Here is an 18,147-nt window from a genome sequence, read left to right on the forward strand (position 1 = left end):
CATGATTTATTCCTTCAGCAACTCGGGTTTCAGAGATCCGGAAACCGGGGTCTATAACCGGACCTATTTTATGGAAGTCTTTCACCGTGAATGGTATCGCCATCTGCGAGATCACCAGAGTCTGGCGCTATTGTATCTTTGCCCTCACATACATGAAACAGTTAACCAACCTCACTTGCTGGAATTCTTTGCCAAACAAGTGCAGCAAGCCTTGCTGCGCAATACTGACCTATTGGGACGCATCAACCACCAACTGTTCGCCCTCGGTCTATTCAACGTCGATAAGATGGGAGCCCAAAAGGTCATCGAACGGATTAATGAGAAAATCAACAAGTTCAGCGAAGAATACAACAAATTTCATCACCTGCAGCTGGACTACCGTCTGGCGGCCTGTATTTGCCAACCCAACAGAGAACTGAAACCCGAAACCCTGTTTATTGATGTTGAAACCCTGACCTATCAATTGGAACAGCAAGACAACACGCTTTCCAGCGTCAGGGAGATCCACTGAATCAGTGCAAAAGGCTTATCGCAGAATCGCAAAGGTCTCAACAGCAGATTATTTATGACTAAACTGGTCAGGATAAAATGAACCTGGCCTTGGTTAGTTTTGCTGCCCCAAACGGCTGAAATAACCGGGTGGATACCCGAGCCAATGCTTGAAACTTTGACGAAAGTGACAACTATCACTATACCCCAAACGCTCGGCAATCTCGCTCACCGACAGTTGGCCTTCGAGGATCCAGCTTACCGCTCGCTGACACCTTTGCTGATCCACCAGGCGTTGATAACTGCTGCCGAGGGCCGCCAACTTGCGCCTCAAACTACGACTGCTCATGTGTAACCTGAGTGCCATGGTTTCCAACGTTGGCACCAAGGGGAAATCGCCATCAAGTTCGTCAATAATTTTTTCAACCAGCGAACTCTGCTGCTCAAAACTTTGACTGCGACCTGAGAACTGAGTCAGATCCACCGCAAGCGTCAGCCAAGATTTGTCGAGGCGCCATTCATTGAAATCACTCTGGAACTCCACCCGCTTGGCCAGTTTTACCAAACTTGCAGACTGCATCAAGATGCCGGTAACACTGATAGCGTTAAAAACAATCTCTTGTCCGGTCAACTCCCGCGCCAAACTCAGTAATGCGCCTATACTGTGAAGAAATTCACCACGATAGATTAACGGTTCGGCCCGGCCGGTATTAAGCCAGCGCAGACGGATTTGATGCTCATCCTCCAGCAGTAAAAGATCAGCAAAGCTGCCCACCCACTTGGGATGATTTAGCACAAACTCCAGGCACTCACCAAGGCTCCGACATTCTCCAAGCAAAGGCAACAGAAAACCCAAATCAGTTACCCGAGTGTAGAGCCCGGCCAACAGGCTAACATCCTCACGTCGACTGCGTTGCATTAGAAACGCTATCGTGGCGCTGAGTTGCCAAACCCTTACCCATTGGCACTCCTTGAGCTCATTGATACCCGTACCTATGTGCAGGCATATCTCTTCAGCAGCCTCGGTTCCCAATTGTGACTGAATAAAACGAATAAGGTTGGCCAGTTCAAAAGCCGGGTACGCCTGATCCCCAACCATCATATTGGCTCGGTATTTGATCTGCATAGCCATTGTTGTCTTTTTGTTAATTACCAAAAATGGTTTTAGCGTATCCAGCAAGAGAATTAAAGACACACCGCATAAAAAACCCCGGGAAGCCGGGGTCTGATTATCGAGTTAGCGAGATACCAAAGGTTAGATTGGTCGATTTTTCTCAGCCAACTTGTTATAGCAGGCGTTGAGCATCAAAGAAGCGCTGTGAGCCAACTTGTCGGCCAGTTTCTTACGCAGCTGATATTTCACTTTGATCACAGTCCGATCCGAGGCCAGCTTCAGCAAGAGGTCGTCACTGGTGCCCACTTCATCTATGAGTCCCAGCTCTATAGCTTGCTGACCATACCAATGCTCACCTGTTGCAACCCTGTCCAGCTCCAGTTGCGGCCGATAACGACCGACAAAGTCTTTGAACAGCAAATGGGTTTCTTCCAGTTCCTGTTGGAACTTGGCTCTGCCTTCATCAGTATTCTCACCAAAGAGTGTCAGAGTACGCTTAAAGTCACCGGCGGTATGCTGCTCATAATCAATGTCATGCTTCTTCAGCAGCCTATTAAAGTTGGGTAATTGGGCAACAACACCTATAGAACCTATGATAGCAAACGGTGCAGCAATAATACGATCGGCAACGCAGGCCATCATATAACCGCCACTGGCAGCTACTTTATCCACGCATATAGTCAACGGCAATCCGGCACTGCGGATCCTGTCCAGTTGGCTGGCTGCCAAGCCATACCCATGAACCATGCCACCACCACTCTCAACACTGGCTACGACTTCATCCCCTTCCTCTGCAATAGCCAAAATAGCGCTGATCTCTTCCCGCAGCGACGCGACTTCGGCGGCTTCTATGCCGCCTTTGAACTCGATGACATATACCTTGGGATCTTTGACGTCCCCGGCATCCAGTGCCTTGTCATGGGCTTTTTGCTCAGCTTTGAGTTGTTTCTCATAGGCCTTGAACGCCTTTTTGCCCAAGAGCTCAGCCTTGAGATGATGCTTGAGCGATTTGAGTTCATCACTGAGATGAGTCAGTTTCAACTCGCCCCTGTCACTCTTTTGTTTTACTGCCGATGCCACCACAATCACCACTATGGCGCCGATAGCAACCACCAGGGTAATCGCCTTGGCAAGAAATAGTCCGTACTCGTATAAAAATTCCACTAGGGGTTCCTTTCACCGCGAGAAAGCACACAAAATTGCGCTATTCTAGCAGGCCTTTTATGGATAAAAAAACCCGATGCAAAACAGTTAAACGAACATCAATAAAATTAAGGGCTTCAGAGAGATTTTAACCATCCTTCTGCAGCCCTTGTTGTCTCTATGCTTTGTCTATTAAAACGCCGTTTTATTTTTCAGCCAAGTAATGAGTAAAACATGCCTGATTATCTAAAAAAGTGGCAAACTAATCCGCATTTGGCGCTTGTATTCGTCAATGCCTTTCTTTCACTCTCAAAATGGATCAATTCCTATGTCAAATATCACCGACCCGATTATCTACTTGGGTAACGATGCCTGATGGCCACTGACGAAGGCATCCAATGCAGTTCTAGCGCGGCTTTCGGCATCAGCCAGACTGTCGCTGGCCAGCATAGGCTCAACCACCTCGTAATAACACTTGATCTTGGGCTCGGTTCCCGAGGGACGCACTATCACCCGGGCACCACCTTCAAGGTGGAAGGTCAACACATCACTGGCCGGTAATTCGATGATCTCCCGCCGCCCATCGGCGTAACGTCGCTCGGCCGATTTGAGATCCTCGATCACCAATACTGCCATACCGGCGATGGACTCGGGGGGATTGGCCCGCAGATGGGCCCCGATATCGGGCGTTCCCGGCTTGAGCGCTATGCTCACTTGAGTATTGAGGTGCAAGCCATAGTCGCGATAGAGTTGTTCCAGTCTGTCCCAGATGGTTTTGTCCTGCGCCGCCAGCTCGGCTGTCAGCTGGGCAAAAGCCACCAGCGCCGACAGGCCGTCCTTATCCCACACCATACTGCCCACTGTGTAGCCCAGCGCCTCTTCATAGGCGAACAGGAATTTATTGTTGTCGCTCTGGCGCTGCATACCAACATTGGTGAGCCACTTGAAACCTGTAAGCGTGGTATAAAACTCACCGCCATTGGCCTTGGCGATTTTAGAGAGCAAGGTTGAAGATACGATAGTGGTTCCCAGCAGACGCTGATTGGCCGGCGCCTTAGACAATAGATAGTGGCCCAGCAAGGCTCCCACCTGATCGCCGGTGAGCATTTGATATTCGCCGTCATCGCGGCGCACGGCCACCGCCAGCCTATCGGCATCCGGATCGTTGGCCGAGGCCAGCAGCGCCTGATGCTGTTTGGCCTCGGCAATCACCAGATCCATGGCGCCCTTCTCTTCCGGGTTAGGGAACTTAACCGTTGGGAAGTCACCGTCCGGTTTTTCCTGGGCGGCGACAGAATAAACCTGAGTAAAACCGGCATCCTTGAGCACTGTCTTGGCCATTTCTGCGCCAACACCATGCATGGCGGTATAGGCCAGGCTCACCCTTTCTGGCGCTGTTTTGTGCTGCAACACATCAGCATGGAACACACCGCGGCGATAATCCTGATAGAAATCATCCTGCAGCCAGATGAGTTTACCCTGCTTGGTGGCTTCACTTTGCTCCAGCCAAGGCAGCTCTTCATTGGCAGCCTTGTCAATGCAGGCAGCAATACCTGAGTCGTGTGGCGGAATGATCTGCGCCCCATTGCCCCAATAGACCTTGTAGCCATTGTATTGCGGCGGGTTATGGCTTGCGGTCACTACGATACCGGCGGCAGCTTCAAAGTGTTTCACCCCAAAGGCCACCAGCGGCGTGGCAGCTACTTTGGCGGTGAGTCGCACCTTAATCCCCATGGCGGTCAACACGCTGGCGGCATCATGGGCGAAGGTACGTGAATCATGGCGGCCATCGAAACCTATCACCACACCGCGGCTGGCGGCATCCTTGACCTGGGCGAGCAGATACTGCCCCAGGCCCGCTGTGGTTTGGCGGATAACCAAACGGTTCATCCGCATTGGACCGGCGCCGACCACGCCCCTGAGACCGGCGGTGCCGAAGGCCAAACGGCCGGCAAAGCGAGCTGACAATTCAGTTTCATTGCCTTCGGCTTTAAGACTCAACAGCTCATCCCGGGTTTTAGGGTCGGGATCTATCTCCAGCCAATGTTTCAGTTGCAGCTCCAGATGAGTATTCATAAGTGGCCTCTTTGATAATCAGTTTCATTCCAAAGTAAGAAAAACTCAGGTCCGCGACAAGTGAATTTGCATTAATTTTATGATTTTACTCAGGCTTTAGCGCCTGTCTTCCCGCTTAAGCTAGCTGTTTGTCGTCAGTTTGGGGTGTTGGCAGCGGCAATTAAGGACTAAGGAAGGTTGAGCGCTCGGCTTTCATAACACCTGTGACTGACAAACAGATAGATGCAACTATTTCAGCGGGACATATTAATGGAGATGACATTGTTGAAGATCTCCTTGTCAAATTGCTGCTCCAGTTGCTGCCGCCAAGGCATGGGGCAGACACGCACCAGAAAGAACTGCTCACGAGAAGTATCTGTCACAAACGCCATACCGTGCTGCATCAATTCATAGTGAATATCATGGACAAATACCATGGAAAAATTCTGCCGCCCGGTTAGCTGGTTGATATCCTCACGACTCATGCTGACCCCGTGTTCTACCTGCTCGAAGCGCTTATAAAGCCAGTCGGCAAACTCTTTGGCACTGACCATAGACATAATCCCATTCCTTATAGAAGTTTGAGCCACTCAAAGCTTTGTCAGCCGTTCGAAACCCAGCCAGATTGGCGATGGTATAGAGTGCCTATGACGAGACAAGTCAATTAATCATCGGCTGGCTATATTCATAAACTATAGTCGAGCACAGCAAACTAAGGAGTTGAATAGCCGTCAGCGCGGAAGGCGCCGCTGAATTGATAGGGAATACATGAGCAGAAAATGCCTCGCAAACTTAATTGCGAGGCATTTGGCTAAACGAAAGAAATTATTATAAGGTTTTCTAAAGCTTGAAAATATTATCCCCTGAATCCCTGTCTACCAGCTTGATGAAGGGATCGACCCCGACATAGGCAGGCTTTTCGCTCAGCACCAGTTCGAGATGATTCTCGCCGCTCTTGAGCCGGTATTTCTGCAGCGACAGCACCTGTTCATCCTGTTTGAGCTTGTCCGGGTTGACCTTGAAGGCGCCTATATCAATCCACTCGTCCAGCGGTACCTCCTGCTCAGCGCCCTTCTCTGAAGCGACCCGGCGCTGGGCATAGATATCCAGACTGACTTTAAACTGGCCTTCCGGCGTTTCGGTTACCTTGGCCTCGGTCAGACGCAGGTCATAGAGGCTGATTTCAGAGAAGGAGTCCTCAATGAAACGCGCCTCGGCGCCGTCCGTATCCCGCTTCAGATAGCTGAGCAGGTCCAGAGTGGTCGGGAAAGGATCGCCGCGGAACTTGTAGCGCTCAAGGAATGCCTTCAAATTGGCATTGAGCCGTTCTTCCCCCAGGCGGTCACGGATCCCCATCATGATCACCGAGCCTTTCTGATAATGGATATAACCCTGCCCTTCACTGCGCAGTAACGGCTGTTCGCCCTTGCTTTCCGATGAGCGACCTCGCAGGTAGCGGTCAAGCTCATACTTGAGGAATCGGCGCAGCATCTGCGGGCCATACTTGTGCTCCATCACCATCAGCGCCGAGTATTGTGACAGGCTCTCGGAGATAACCGCACTGCCCTGTACATCGGCAGCACCAACCTGATGCCCCCACCACTGGTGTGCCACTTCGTGGGCCGTCACATAATAGACGGGGTCAATATTGTCCGAGTTGCGCAGGTCGGTGATAAAGCCGATACGCTCAGAGTAAGGCACAGTGTTGGCAAAACTCTGGGCAAAGGAGCGATAACCGGGAAACTCTACTATGCGCAGTTGCTTGTGTTGATAGGGACCAAAAGCCTGGGTGTAATAGTCGATAGAGTCTTGCACCGACTCTATCATTCGCTCCACGTTCCAATAGTGGGCCGAATGATAGTACACCTCGATCACTATGCCCTTGTACTGCTGCCGGTCCACTTCGAAACGTCCGGAGAGGATCGAATAGAAGTTCACCATGGGGCTGTCCATCTTGTAATGGAAGAAGTTGCGACCATTTTCACGCCATTGCCGCTGCAGGTATCCAGGTACCAGTGCCATCTGTTGGCCCGAGGTGGAAACCGTGGCTTCAAAGTCGATAAAGTCGCCGTCTACGCCAAAGAAGTTCTGCCGATAAAAGCGCGTGTCTTCCAGCTTATTGGCTCTTGGTTTGTCTTCAAGACCACGTTTCTCACGCTCGTGGCGATCGCTGAGTTCATAACCTTCCTGATACCCAAACTGAGGCAGCAGCTCGATATTATTGATAAAGGTGCCGTTTTCGACCACAGACAGATCGAAGTTGGACTCTTCAACCCCTTGGGTTTCCCGAATCAAATGAATGCGGCCGCTGATTTTCTCCCCCGGCGGCAACGGCTTGTCAAACACCAGCCAACTGATATTGAACTTATCGTCAAACTCGCCCAGAGTCGCCCCCGGTAAGGTGATACTGAGATCTTCCGCGCGGGTGTGGGACGGTAGACTGACCAGTAATTTGCTTATCGGCTTGTCCTGTTTGTTGACCCAATCAAGCTTGATATCGGCCTCGATTCGCCGTGACTCGGGATAGATATCAATGTCGGCCTTGACTGCAGTGGTGGTCAGCACGGGCAAAGACGCATACTGCTTGAATTTCTTCTCATAGTCGGCACGCAGGTCGGTTTCCTCATCATTGGTATAGTAATGATTGACCACCTTGGTCTGGTAGAAGATATAGCTGCCGCTGGCAACAAACAGCAGCACACCAAAGGCCGCCAGCAAGCGTCCCTTGGCCCCCAGCTGACCGCCCAGCAGGGCAAACCTGTGTTTCAGAGGCTGTTTCGGCCCCCTGTGATAGAGACCATAACCCAGCACAAACAGCAGCAGTGAGAAACCGCCCCAATAGAGCATATACAGGCTGTGGCTCAAGAGTCCCCAGCCGTAACCATTCATATCCGAATAAACCAGGTAAGGGGAAGCGCCGAAGTTATACAGCGAATGACCAAATCCCCAACTTGCCATCACAAAGGTCGTCAGGTAGTAAGCGACAAACAGCCCCATACCGGCATACTTGTTCGGGCTGAGTACCTGAAAGAAGAACGCCAAAACCGCCGACATCAGCAGTGGCAACAGATAGTAGAAGCCCAACCTGATGGCGTATTGAGCCAATTCGAGATTGTACTGCCCCTTGAACAGTTGGAACGTAATTGTAGTCAGGGTCGCCAACAGGTACAGCAGCGCCATCACCAACACCACAGCCACCAGTTTGGAAGCCCAGAACACCAGGTTCGGCACCGGCAGACTGTCGACTATGTCCCCCATTCCGGAGTTGCGCTCACGCCAGACAATCTCGGCGCTGTAGTAGATGAGTACTATCACCATCAACAAGCCGGTGGCCCCGGCAATATTATCGACCATGTCCTGGGTCAGCGGCCAGTTGGAGGTACCATACCAACCAAAATCACCGAACATGGGCCCAACCAGGTTAAAGACGGTGAGCAGCCCCAAAATCACAAACGGTGCTGTGTAGAGCACCTGGCGGATTTCAAAGCCGACTCGAGCCTTGAACTGCGCCGAAGTCGATGGCGAGCTTGCGCGGCTCAGTTGCTGCAAAGGCTGCAATGTCGGGGTTGCAGACTGCTTGCCGGCGCGTTTGTCCTTCTTGCGAGTAAGTGTTGGTTGGCGCCAAACCTTGGCTACAAGCAGCAAGATGACAGCCAGAGAAAGCCACATGGCGCGGTTGCTGAGCATAACACCGGTCAGCTCCACCAACTGGGTGTTTTTCTCGGCTATGGTCCAGTAACGGGTAAGGTCGGCAAAGGTGCGCAGTGCAAAGGGATCCAACATGGCCGCCAGGGTGCGAAACTGCGGCTGGCTGGCCAGTTCGCCGGTGAGGTTATAGATAATAAGCAGTGCTACGGCGGTCAGATACAAACCCATCATGGAGCGAAAACGGCTGGCCATGGCATAAAACAGCGCCGATATCAGCAACAGGCTAGGCGCGGCCAACAGCAGCAAGGGCAGCAGATAATAGCTGAGCCGATTTTCACCGAAACGGCTGGCATCGACCCAAGGCATAAAAGAGCCGAGCCACATCGCCAGCGGCACCATGGAAAACACCGCCATGACCACCAGATAACTGCCGAAAAAACGCCCCAACTGATAGGCCAGCGGTGTCAGCGGTTTGGAATAGATCAGTTCCTCCATCCCGTGCTGCTGGTTGCGCACCGCTGTGCTACCGACAAAGTTGACCACGGCAAACATGGAGATAAAGCTCATGATCAGCAGGGTCTGGGCAATGCTGAAGGGGCTGTTCTTCAGCACCTCTCCGCCACCACCTATCTGCACATTGTTGGATACAACGGATAGAAAGCTGATTAAAAACAACAGCAAAGATACAACATAAAAAGATGGCTGCCGCAGATAGTAGCGCCATTCAAAGCGTAACATGGAAACAAACATGGGCAGTTCCTCAGGCAGCCTGAACCGGCTTGCTGTTGCGGTGGCGATGCAGGGTGCTGAAATAAAGATCTTCCAACCCCGGCGTTGCCTGAGTAAAACCTTCCGGCGCCGAATCGGCCCAGACATGCAGCACAGTGCGACCGGCAAACAGGCGTTTGGCAATCACATTGAGCTGTTGTTCAAGCTCGCTGGCCTCGGCCTGGCTAACGGTGCGAGTCCAAATTTTTTGCTCCAAAGAGGCCACCAAATCCATGGGATTACCCTGCAGCAGGATCTGACCAGCGGCGAGCACCGCCATATTGGCGCAAAGCTCCGAGACATCTTCCACTATATGGGTCGAGAGGATAATCACCTTCTCTTCCCCCAGGCTCACCAAGAGGTTGTGGAAACGGTTGCGCTCCTCAGGATCCAGGCCGGCAGTGGGTTCGTCAACAATCAACAGTTTGGGGTCGCCAAGCAGCGCCTGCGCAATCCCGAAACGTTGACGCATACCGCCGGAAAAACCGCTGACCGCCTTATTCTTGTGTTGATAAAGGTTGGTGTGTGCCAGTAAGCCATCCACCATCTCACGCCGTTCACCCTTGTTGTTGATCCCTTTGAGAATAGCCAGGTGATCGAGCAAGTCCCAGGCGCTGATCCTGGGGTAAACATTAAAATCCTGCGGCAGATACCCCAGGGTCTGGCGCAATTTTTGCGGCTGTTTGAGAATGTCTATGCCGTCGAAACTAATGCTGCCGCTATCGGCACTTTGCAATGCGGCTATGGTGCGCATCAAAGAGGATTTGCCTGCACCGTTGGGACCGAGCAGACCAAACATCCCTTTCTCTACCTGTAGATTTACATTATCCAGAGCCTTAACACCGTTATCATAAGTCTTGCTTAGGGCTTCGATACTGAGCATAGTTTCCTCATGCCGGAGAGATAAATGATGACCAAGCTAGCATGATTTAAACCTTGCGACCCGCAAAACTTGTAACAAAAAATCATACATTTAACATACTTTGTTCGCTAACACCGATAACCTTTTACTGGACACTTTCTCTTGTGCCGTTTGCCAACGGCTCGCGGCATCATCAAGAAGAATTAGCAGATACATTGATTATCCTGAGCGGGCCCCCCTGGTTCGCGCTCCAAAAAATGTCGCCGGTGATGGATTATGCTATGTGCAGTACCTTGGCTGGACTATTTCACTTTTTTGCAGCGCCACCTCAGGAAGGGGCTCAAGGCTGACTTGTCCCAGGCTAAGGCGACTGTCGGCAAGGGTGAGCCTGATACGTTTGGCGTTGAATTCGATATAAATAAGCGCCGGCTTTGTGCCGGACAACAGCTGCAACATATCATTTGCTTATGATTTTCTTGAGCTTAGGGAAGCCGACTTCGACTTGCCCCGGCATGCCTTCAGTCAGATGCCTTGAACGCCAATTGCTGTGTAAGCCACTCTCTACAAAAGTGAAGGCCACGAGGACTTATTCGCACCTTCCTTAGCTCGAGTGACCAAGAGAGCGCCTTAGCTTATTCATTCCCTGCTCCATACTGACGATGACCCTGTAATCCAAGTCACGCTTGGCGGCTGAGATGTCGTAGTAGTGGCTGCAGGAAAGCTGTTTGGCGACAAAGCGGGTCATCAGTGGCTCCTGCTTGATAGCCAGCAGTCGGTATATTCCTTCGAGCATGGCGCCAATGGCGTAGGCCAGAGAGGCTGGCACCCGCTTTTCCACCGCGGGTAAATTGTCACAGGCAAGAATGCTGTCGAGCATGGCCGCCATAGTCAGGGGCTGATCGTTACTGACAAAATAGGCCTTGCCATTGCAGCGGCTAGGTTCGGCCAGCAGGCTTCTGGCCGCACTCAGGTGGGCAAAGGCGGCATTGTCGATATAGATGGTGTCCACCAATTTGTCTTCACGGCCCACCAACTTGAGCCGGCCCTTGCGACCTCGCTCCAGCACGCGGGGCACCAAATGAGGATCGCCAGGCCCCCAAATCAGGTGCGGCCGAATAGCCACTGTCTTCAAGCCGTTTTGGGCAGCGGCCAGCACCAACTCTTCCGCTTCCGACTTGGAGGCGCCGTAATGGTTGAGATAACGCCTGGCGTAGGGAACCGACTCATCGATACCTGCCTCATCCTTGCCATCGAAGGTGACACTCGGCGTGCTGGTATAGACCAAATAACCAATCCCCAATTCACGGGCGCAGGCGATGATGTTTTCTGTCCCCAACACATTGGGGCGAAAATAGCTTGCTCTGCTGCCCCAGACTCCAGCCTTGGAGGCAACGTGAAAGATAAGCTCACAGCCATCGAGGGCTTGTTTCAATGCTTGCTTGTCGCAAATATCGGCGCGCACCATGGTGGCTCCCATGGCCTCGAGCGCCGGATAATGGCCCCTGGCCACCCCCACTACCTGAATACCGGCGGCCAGCAGCGGCCGACATATGGCCGCTCCCAAAAAGCCTCCGGCGCCTGTCACCAATACCCGCTTGACTCGGGTCGCGAGTTCCCGGGCCAGCGCCAACAGCTCGGGATGAAGTTCATCATGCCCTTTCTCTTGTGACAAAGCCGCGGGCAAATCCTGCGACGAGGCCAGTGAACAGTCCTGTGATGACGAGGCTATTGACTCAGGTGATTGAGATTGCGGTGCAGATGTGGCCATAGTGGGTTTCTGTCTCTGTTATCTATTTTGGCTTCCAGCCGTTTCCATCCAACTGTTTTTGCGCCCAAACGGCAAGTTGCTCGCGAAATATCTTGGCATTGTGGCGCACATCCATGGGAAACCCCGGATGCAACATAAAATGCCTGATGCCCCGGGTCAGTGGCTGCTTGTCGGCAAGTGCCTGCAACTCGGTAAACAGCTGTTGCTGCTCGACTGGCGACAGGGATTGCTCAAGCTCGATGCAGATAAGCGGCGCTTTTTCGGGCACAGTGCTATCAGGGGAAGTGCTATCAAGAGAAGTGCTATCAGCGCCAGTAGTATAAGAGAAAGTGCTCTCTTGGACTTTCCCACCGCCGCCAGGCTTATTCTGCGTCAGTTCAACGCCAACCAGGGCCGAACGTTTAACCTGAGGATGGGTATTGAAAATCCGCTCACAGGGAATAGACAGATAGCGCTTTTGCAGCTCACCGTCCTCAATGACATCCACTCTGTGGGCCTTACGGCCACACATCCACAAGCGGCCCTCGGCATCAAGATAACCGAGATCGCCCATCCGGTGCAGTTGCCTGCCTTCATAGGCAATTTTGGCCTGCTTGTTGGCGCCTTCGCGGCGATAGTAGCTCTGGTTGACCACAGCGCCGTCAACGACGATTTCGCCTATCTCTCCCGTCGCCAACTCGAGAGTCGGCGACCAGCTGTCGATGGCCTCTTCACTGATCCCTATAATACTGACCCTTATTCCGGATACCGGCTTACCGACACAGATGCCGCCGCCCTTGTCGGTGATGGCGGCGGTAGCGCCAAGCGCCTTGCTGCCAATCATGGAGACAGGCAGGGATTCGGTGGCACCATAGGAGTTGAGCACTTCGACATCCTCGGCCAACATGGCGGAGAAACGCGCTATCGCCTTGGGATCGGCCGGTGCGCCGGCGGATATCACCCGCTTCAGGCTGTGCAGCCGGCGCCCGTTTCCGCCCTGTCCCAAACGGTCGAGCAAGGCGGGATTCACAAACATATTGCTGCAGGCATAGTGCTCTATGGCGGCAAACAGGTTTTCCGGTCTAGCGGTTATCGGTTTGCTGGCATCCATTTCAGGCACTATCGATGCCATCCCCAGCGCCGGACCAAAGAGGGCAAATAGCGGGAAGGTCGACAGATCCCGCTCGCCGGGACGAATGCCATAGTCATGTCGCAGCGCGGTTATCTGCGCCTCAAACATACCGTGGCTGTAGACCACGCCTTTTGGAGTGCCGGTGCTGCCACTGGTAAACAAGATGGCCGCCATCTGCTGCGCGCCGAGCTGCGCCATGGGAAATGTGACTGACTCAGGTGCCCTGGCCAGCAAACGGCTGACACTGCTGCCACCCCAAGGAGGGTTACGGCCAAGAAAGCCTTCACCTGCCGTCAGCAACAAGCGGATACTGGGTTTGCCCCAACCGAACAGCAATCTGGCCACATGGGCCTTGGGGATCCCGATAAAGGCGTCGGGTTCGGCTTCGGCCAGACACTGCTTGAGCTTGGCGATCCCCATACCTGGGTCCACCATCACAGGGATAATCCCCGCCTTGAACAGGGCGAAAGTAAGCACAAAAAACTCTAGCCCAGGAGTCACCATAAGCACGGCTTTCATCCCGGGCTTGAAGCCATAGTCGAGCAACACGCAAGCGAGTCGGTCGCTGTCGCTGTCCAGGGTCTTGAAATCAAGCTCCTGGTAACTGAACTTGCCAGCGCGGCGGCGCTGCACGGCAACCGCCAGGTCCTCGCTCTGGCTGATGGCCGCCTGTTTCAGGTGGCGACACAGGTTGTGCCCCTTGGCAGAGTTTGCCTCCGGGGCCGGTTCATTGGCAGCCATTTGCGAGTCTTCGGCGGGTGGGAGCATCTCAGTCAGCGCTCCCGGCTAAGGCGGTTTCCGCCGATGCCTTTTCGTCAGCGTTAGATGTTTGTTCGTCGGCGCTTTTAGTCACTGCCGTTTCAGCAATAAAGCGGCGAATATGGGCTATCACCTCATCACTGGCGTCTTCAAGAATATAATGGCCGCAGTCGGCAAAGGCATGCAGCTCGGCTTTGGGCAAGCGCTGCTGCCAACCTTCAAGGAAGTGCCGGTCAAAGACAAAGTCCTTGAGGCCCCAAAGAATAATGGTCGGCACCTGGGTAAACTGCTGCAAACTGGCATCAATCGACTGTACCAACTCCCAGTTTCTGTCACCGGGCTTGAGCGGAATATCCTGAACAAACCTCAAAGTAGAGATCCGATTTTGCCAAGAGTTGAATGGTGCCACGTAGGCGCGGCGCACATCCGCAGCCATGGGCGCACGTTTGACTCCCACATAGGAAGCGGCGGACGAGAAGGCATTAAAGCCCCGCACCAGCAGGGTGCCAAGCGCGGTATCGCGGCAGATTTTCAGCGCCAGCGGCAAGGGCTTGCTCTCTGGCAAACCAAAGGCGGCGGTATTGAGCAGCACCAGGCGTTTAATCCTCTCGGGATAGCGAGCGGCATAGCCCATGCCTATCATGCCGCCCCAGTCATGCAGCACCAGCGTGATATTGCTGCGAATATCCAGACTGTCCAGCAGTGCTTCCAGATCGTCGATACGTTGCGCCAGCGTATAGTCATAGGCATCATCGCCCGGTTTGTCGGACAAGCCGCAACCTATATGATCCGGCACCACGCATTCATATTGGTCGCTTAACGCCTGCACCAGGTTACGGTAGTAAAAAGACCAACTGGGGTTACCGTGCACCATCACCACGGCATCGGGGCGTCGGCCGTTAATTCCGGCGGGTTTTTCATGCACATAATGCAGTTTGTGGCCGCCGAGCGTGATGAAATGACGCTTGAACGGGAAGAGTGTATCTAGGGTGGCCATTGGCTATCCTGTTGTTAATTTTGGTTATTTAGGCACTATTCTAATGGGCTCTGTCGAATGGGCATTGTCTAAAGCCTATATCAAGAGCTTACCAGCGCAGCCCCAGCATCATACAGTTGAGTCCAGAGCCTATGCCAAGAAAGCTCACCCGGTCGCCTGCCTGCAAAAAGCCTTCACCATGGGCCAGCGCCGCCGACACAGGCAAAGAGACAGTGCCCATATTGCCAAGGCGGGCAAAGGTGGGAAACTCTTTGTGCTCGGCAATGCCCAGGGCGCCCAGTACTTGCTTTCGGTTGGCAGCACCCACCTGATGACAGATAACCTTATCCACCTGTCCGGCAAGCCACTGGCGCTGCTGCAAAAACTGCTCCCAGGTCTGGCGCGCCAGCTCCACCCCCTCCTTCAAAAGGGCAACGGCATCTGTGCGCATCACCTCACGGTAGAGGCGGTTACCGACCTCGACAAAACCCCACTGACACATCTGATGATGCTCCGGCGCCGCCAACTGACTGGCACCGAGCAACTGATGCTTGCGGGAGGTGGTAAGCGGCAAGCTGCCATCTGTGAGGATAACGGCCACGGCACCTGAGCCGCCGGTCAGAGTGGCCAGAGACGCCGCAAAGTTTGCCATGCTGGGATCGGCCAGCATCTGCTCTATGGACGCCTCGACTATCTCCCGGGATGATTCACAGGACACCACCATACCGGCGCGGATCTGCCCCAGTTCAATACGGTTGGCCACATCCAGAATACCGGACAGGACTCCCAGGCAGGCGTTGCTGATATCAAAAACGGCGCAGTCACGCCCGATACCTATGGCAGAAGCCACAGCGCAAGCCGTGGCCGGCTCATGCTGGTCACGGCACACGCCGGTGTAAACCAAGGCGCCAAGTGCTTTGGGCTCCAGCCCAGTCTCGGCCAGCGCCTTTTGGGCGGCGCACACTGCACCTTGGGAAACCTTGAAGCCCTTGGGCCACCAACGACGCTCCTCAATGCCTGTCAGGGCAGCGAGTTGCCCAATGGGGATACGAAACTTTTGATAAAGCGGCGCAAGCCGGGATTCCAACTCGCGGCTGGACACCATTTCCGGCGCCAACTCATAAGCCAGACTATTGATATACACACGGGAATAATTCATGAAAAGCCAATCGCTCTCTCGGGCGCTCTGTGCCCTTGTTATCTTTTGGGGTCGTGATAATTAACTCTTATGCCCCAGGCTGGCGTCATTTGACCAAGAAACGCCGGGGTATTCAATAAAAAACGCATTAAGCCGGTACCTGGCGCCGACTAATTCCCCGCTTGCGAGACATCTCTGTCCAAGCGGGCCTTGTTATTTCATTTATCGGCCACCAGGCAACCAGGCATGGATCAAAGCGTTGCGCGGCGTGGTGGCCTGTTCGCAAAAGGCGCCGAGCTGTACCCGGTAACCTGCCTCCAACAGGAAACAGACCCTATCAAGCAGCAGGTACCGTTCAATAACCGGCCGAAACAGATGTGCCGCCAAGTCAATACGGGCGGTTAATCTGCGCCTTTGCTCCCCCAAGTGCTGATAGGCGGCAAAATCCACCGCCTCAGGCAATAGCACTCCCTTTTGCGCCGCGGCCCAAAGACAGAACTCCTTAAAGCTGCCGGACAACTGACTCTGCCGCACAGCAGGCAGTGGTAGATAAGTGTCCCGAGTGCGCACTTCACGCTGCAGACTATCGAATCCGAGCCGCCAACTGACCTCTTTGATCCTGTCGGCGCGCGCCTTTTGATTGGCAATAACACTGTGATTAAGCGGCAGTTGCAGCGCCGCCTTATCCAATCGCAGCGCCTGCTCTTGGGCACCTAGACTCAAGGGGGTGATATCGCCGGAGGGCAAGAGGTGATAACAACAAGGGGAAACCGAGACCACGGCGGTACCACTTGCAACCGCGCGGCGCAACAGCGTCAGGTGCAGCTCGCCGCAGGCATGCAGCGCAATGGCATGCTGCTTGGGCTTGAGATAACAAGGCTCGGCAGCAAAGGCATCGGCGCAGACAAATTGCTGCGGCAAGTTACGTTTTTTTGCCGCTAGCTCGCCGGCTTCGCACAAAGATGCTTGCCACTCCAGGCTCAATACCGCCTTGCCGCTCAAGGCGCTGAGCAGGCGCCCGAGATGCCCTTTCCCGGCGCACCACTCCAATAAAGGAAAGGGGTTGTTATGGGTGGCTATAGTATTGGCAAAGCGGCTTATCTGCTGCCATTTTCGGCCCTTGATACCGGCACTGAGCCGGGCCTCGGTTGCCGCGCAGAGCTTAGGTTGGCCATTATCCTTTTCAGGTGCCGGATAATCAAAGAGCTGCCAGGCAAAGTGTCTCTTGTCCCACAGGGCCAAGTCCTGCTCGCTCAAACCTGCAGCCAAGGCTGGCCAAAGGGTTGCCAACAACAATGACTGACTGGCATCGACAGTCTCGAGCGCATCGTCATCAATAGCCCAGAGCGCTGCGGCCAGCTTGGCAAAGCGCTGCTGCCAGGGAAGCTTGTGGTGCTCGAAACTTCTGACACTCCAAAGCTCGCGGCTTGAGAGCAACAATTGGCTGAGCTGTTGAAGCTCTGCTTTCACCTCGGGCAAGCTGCAATCAACTGCCGTCAGCCGGGTTTCAACCCTGTAAGCCACTGGCTCGGCTTGCCGGGAGGAATTCTGTTGGCAGTCACACATTTTACTGGCCCGATTAACTTAAAAGGGCTGCATTATAGCCCCTGGCTGCCTTTGAGGAAAATAGCGATCCAAAGCAGCAAACTGGGGGCAAAGCCTTTGCGCAAGCTGGGGTTGAGTCTCCCGCTTGCTGATAGCTTTACAGCCAAAGGAAAAACCAGCAGTAAAGACAAATTCACATAACAAATTGATTAAAAATGGATAATTATTTCAATAAACTATGCCTAAAGCCCGAGTCATCATTTTTCCTGGCGGCCTGGCAACGAAAGCTGCCGCCGCTGTTTTCAGGTATAAATTTGCTCAAAGCTGTTACCGCGGCATCTGCCACAATAGACTGGTGCCCTCAAGCTGGCAAAACTATCGAACGAACTCAATCTAACGAACTCAATCTAACGAAATGGTCGAGTGAAATCGGTCGAGCGAAATCAATCGCGCCAATTCACGGCGCTACATTCGGCCGCTGAACAGAATATTGATAAAAAGGATGTTGAATGATCCAATCTCCCTGTGTGGCGCGCTGCGGCCTCAATGAAGATGACTTTTGTATGGGCTGCCTGCGCCATATAGATGAAATCGTCAATTGGAGCCGCTGCCCGGACGAAGATAAACGCGCCATTATTGCCAAACTCCCGGAGCGAAAACGCGCTTTTTCGGGCATGGAAAACAGCGGCATTATCAGTAGAGACAAATACCTCGAGGCAGAGGCCAGGCTTGGGCGCAGCGACAAGAGCAAAGCAAAAAAAGCGTGATACA

Annotated in this window: 15 protein-coding genes; 3 read left to right on the forward strand and 12 right to left on the reverse strand. The window is 53.5% G+C overall.

All coding sequences use genetic code 11. The annotated features are described in order from the left end of the window. The first annotated feature begins 1 nt into the window (after position 1). Positions 2 to 511: a diguanylate cyclase domain-containing protein gene (locus tag ACMHXH_RS06475; protein ID WP_335912447.1), complete on the forward strand. Its 510-nt coding sequence runs from the start codon at positions 2 to 4 to the stop codon at positions 509 to 511. A 93-nt stretch (positions 512 to 604) separates the two neighbouring features. Here the strand turns inward: ACMHXH_RS06475 and ACMHXH_RS06480 are convergent, their stop codons facing one another. The 12 genes from ACMHXH_RS06480 to ACMHXH_RS06535 all read right to left on the reverse strand — a co-directional run bounded on the left by ACMHXH_RS06480 (position 605) and on the right by ACMHXH_RS06535 (position 17,355). After that, complete coding sequence (locus tag ACMHXH_RS06480) at positions 605 to 1,621, reverse strand: AraC family transcriptional regulator (protein ID WP_071476225.1); 1,017 nt, start codon at positions 1,619 to 1,621, stop codon at positions 605 to 607. A gap of 123 nt (positions 1,622 to 1,744) precedes the next feature. Further along, positions 1,745 to 2,767, reverse strand: coding sequence for a protease SohB (gene sohB, locus ACMHXH_RS06485; protein WP_039033942.1), 1,023 nt, complete (start codon positions 2,765 to 2,767; stop codon positions 1,745 to 1,747). A 333-nt stretch (positions 2,768 to 3,100) separates the two neighbouring features. Then, complete coding sequence (locus ACMHXH_RS06490) at positions 3,101 to 4,822, reverse strand: phospho-sugar mutase (RefSeq protein ID WP_335912448.1); 1,722 nt, start codon at positions 4,820 to 4,822, stop codon at positions 3,101 to 3,103. Positions 4,823 to 5,055: 233 nt separating this feature from the next. Further along, positions 5,056 to 5,361 carry a hypothetical protein gene (locus ACMHXH_RS06495; RefSeq protein WP_025009827.1) on the reverse strand — a complete coding sequence of 102 codons (306 nt, stop codon included), beginning with the start codon at positions 5,359 to 5,361 and terminating at the stop codon, positions 5,056 to 5,058. A gap of 280 nt (positions 5,362 to 5,641) precedes the next feature. Further along, positions 5,642 to 9,199, reverse strand: a complete 3,558-nt coding sequence (locus ACMHXH_RS06500) for an ABC transporter permease/M1 family aminopeptidase (RefSeq protein WP_335912449.1) — start codon at positions 9,197 to 9,199, stop codon at positions 5,642 to 5,644. A gap of 10 nt (positions 9,200 to 9,209) precedes the next feature. After that, the gene (locus ACMHXH_RS06505; protein WP_144133809.1) at positions 9,210 to 10,100 is read right to left on the reverse strand and encodes an ABC transporter ATP-binding protein; all 891 of its coding nucleotides are present in this window, start codon (positions 10,098 to 10,100) and stop codon (positions 9,210 to 9,212) included. A 258-nt stretch (positions 10,101 to 10,358) separates the two neighbouring features. Then, a complete protein-coding gene (locus ACMHXH_RS06510) occupies positions 10,359 to 10,535 on the reverse strand; it encodes a hypothetical protein (RefSeq protein WP_157823082.1) in 177 nt (58 codons plus the stop codon). A 145-nt stretch (positions 10,536 to 10,680) separates the two neighbouring features. Continuing rightward, complete coding sequence (gene oleD, locus ACMHXH_RS06515; RefSeq protein WP_335912450.1) at positions 10,681 to 11,847, reverse strand: 2-alkyl-3-oxoalkanoate reductase; 1,167 nt, start codon at positions 11,845 to 11,847, stop codon at positions 10,681 to 10,683. Between the two features lie 22 nt (positions 11,848 to 11,869). Further along, entirely contained in the window at positions 11,870 to 13,726 is a 1,857-nt protein-coding gene (locus tag ACMHXH_RS06520) for a fatty acid CoA ligase family protein (RefSeq protein ID WP_413737842.1), read from the reverse strand. A gap of 1 nt (position 13,727) precedes the next feature. Continuing rightward, complete coding sequence (locus ACMHXH_RS06525) at positions 13,728 to 14,714, reverse strand: alpha/beta fold hydrolase (RefSeq protein WP_144361266.1); 987 nt, start codon at positions 14,712 to 14,714, stop codon at positions 13,728 to 13,730. An 88-nt stretch (positions 14,715 to 14,802) separates the two neighbouring features. Further along, entirely contained in the window at positions 14,803 to 15,852 is a 1,050-nt protein-coding gene (locus ACMHXH_RS06530; RefSeq protein WP_039033935.1) for a 3-oxoacyl-ACP synthase III, read from the reverse strand. A gap of 201 nt (positions 15,853 to 16,053) precedes the next feature. Further along, a complete protein-coding gene (locus ACMHXH_RS06535) occupies positions 16,054 to 17,355 on the reverse strand; it encodes an SAM-dependent methyltransferase (protein ID WP_335912451.1) in 1,302 nt (433 codons plus the stop codon). A gap of 27 nt (positions 17,356 to 17,382) precedes the next feature. On the opposite strand from ACMHXH_RS06535, the gene ACMHXH_RS06540 reads away from it, so the two are divergent. Both ACMHXH_RS06540 and ACMHXH_RS06545 read left to right on the forward strand, forming a co-directional pair. Beyond that, entirely contained in the window at positions 17,383 to 17,577 is a 195-nt protein-coding gene (locus ACMHXH_RS06540) for a hypothetical protein (protein WP_071476219.1), read from the forward strand. A 311-nt stretch (positions 17,578 to 17,888) separates the two neighbouring features. After that, complete coding sequence (locus tag ACMHXH_RS06545) at positions 17,889 to 18,143, forward strand: DUF1289 domain-containing protein (protein WP_039034010.1); 255 nt, start codon at positions 17,889 to 17,891, stop codon at positions 18,141 to 18,143. The last annotated feature ends 4 nt before the right edge of the window (positions 18,144 to 18,147 follow it).

The organism is Shewanella sp. BJSY2023SW001 (assembly GCF_047314685.1).
Taxonomy (GTDB): Bacteria; Pseudomonadota; Gammaproteobacteria; order Enterobacterales; family Shewanellaceae; genus Shewanella; species Shewanella indica.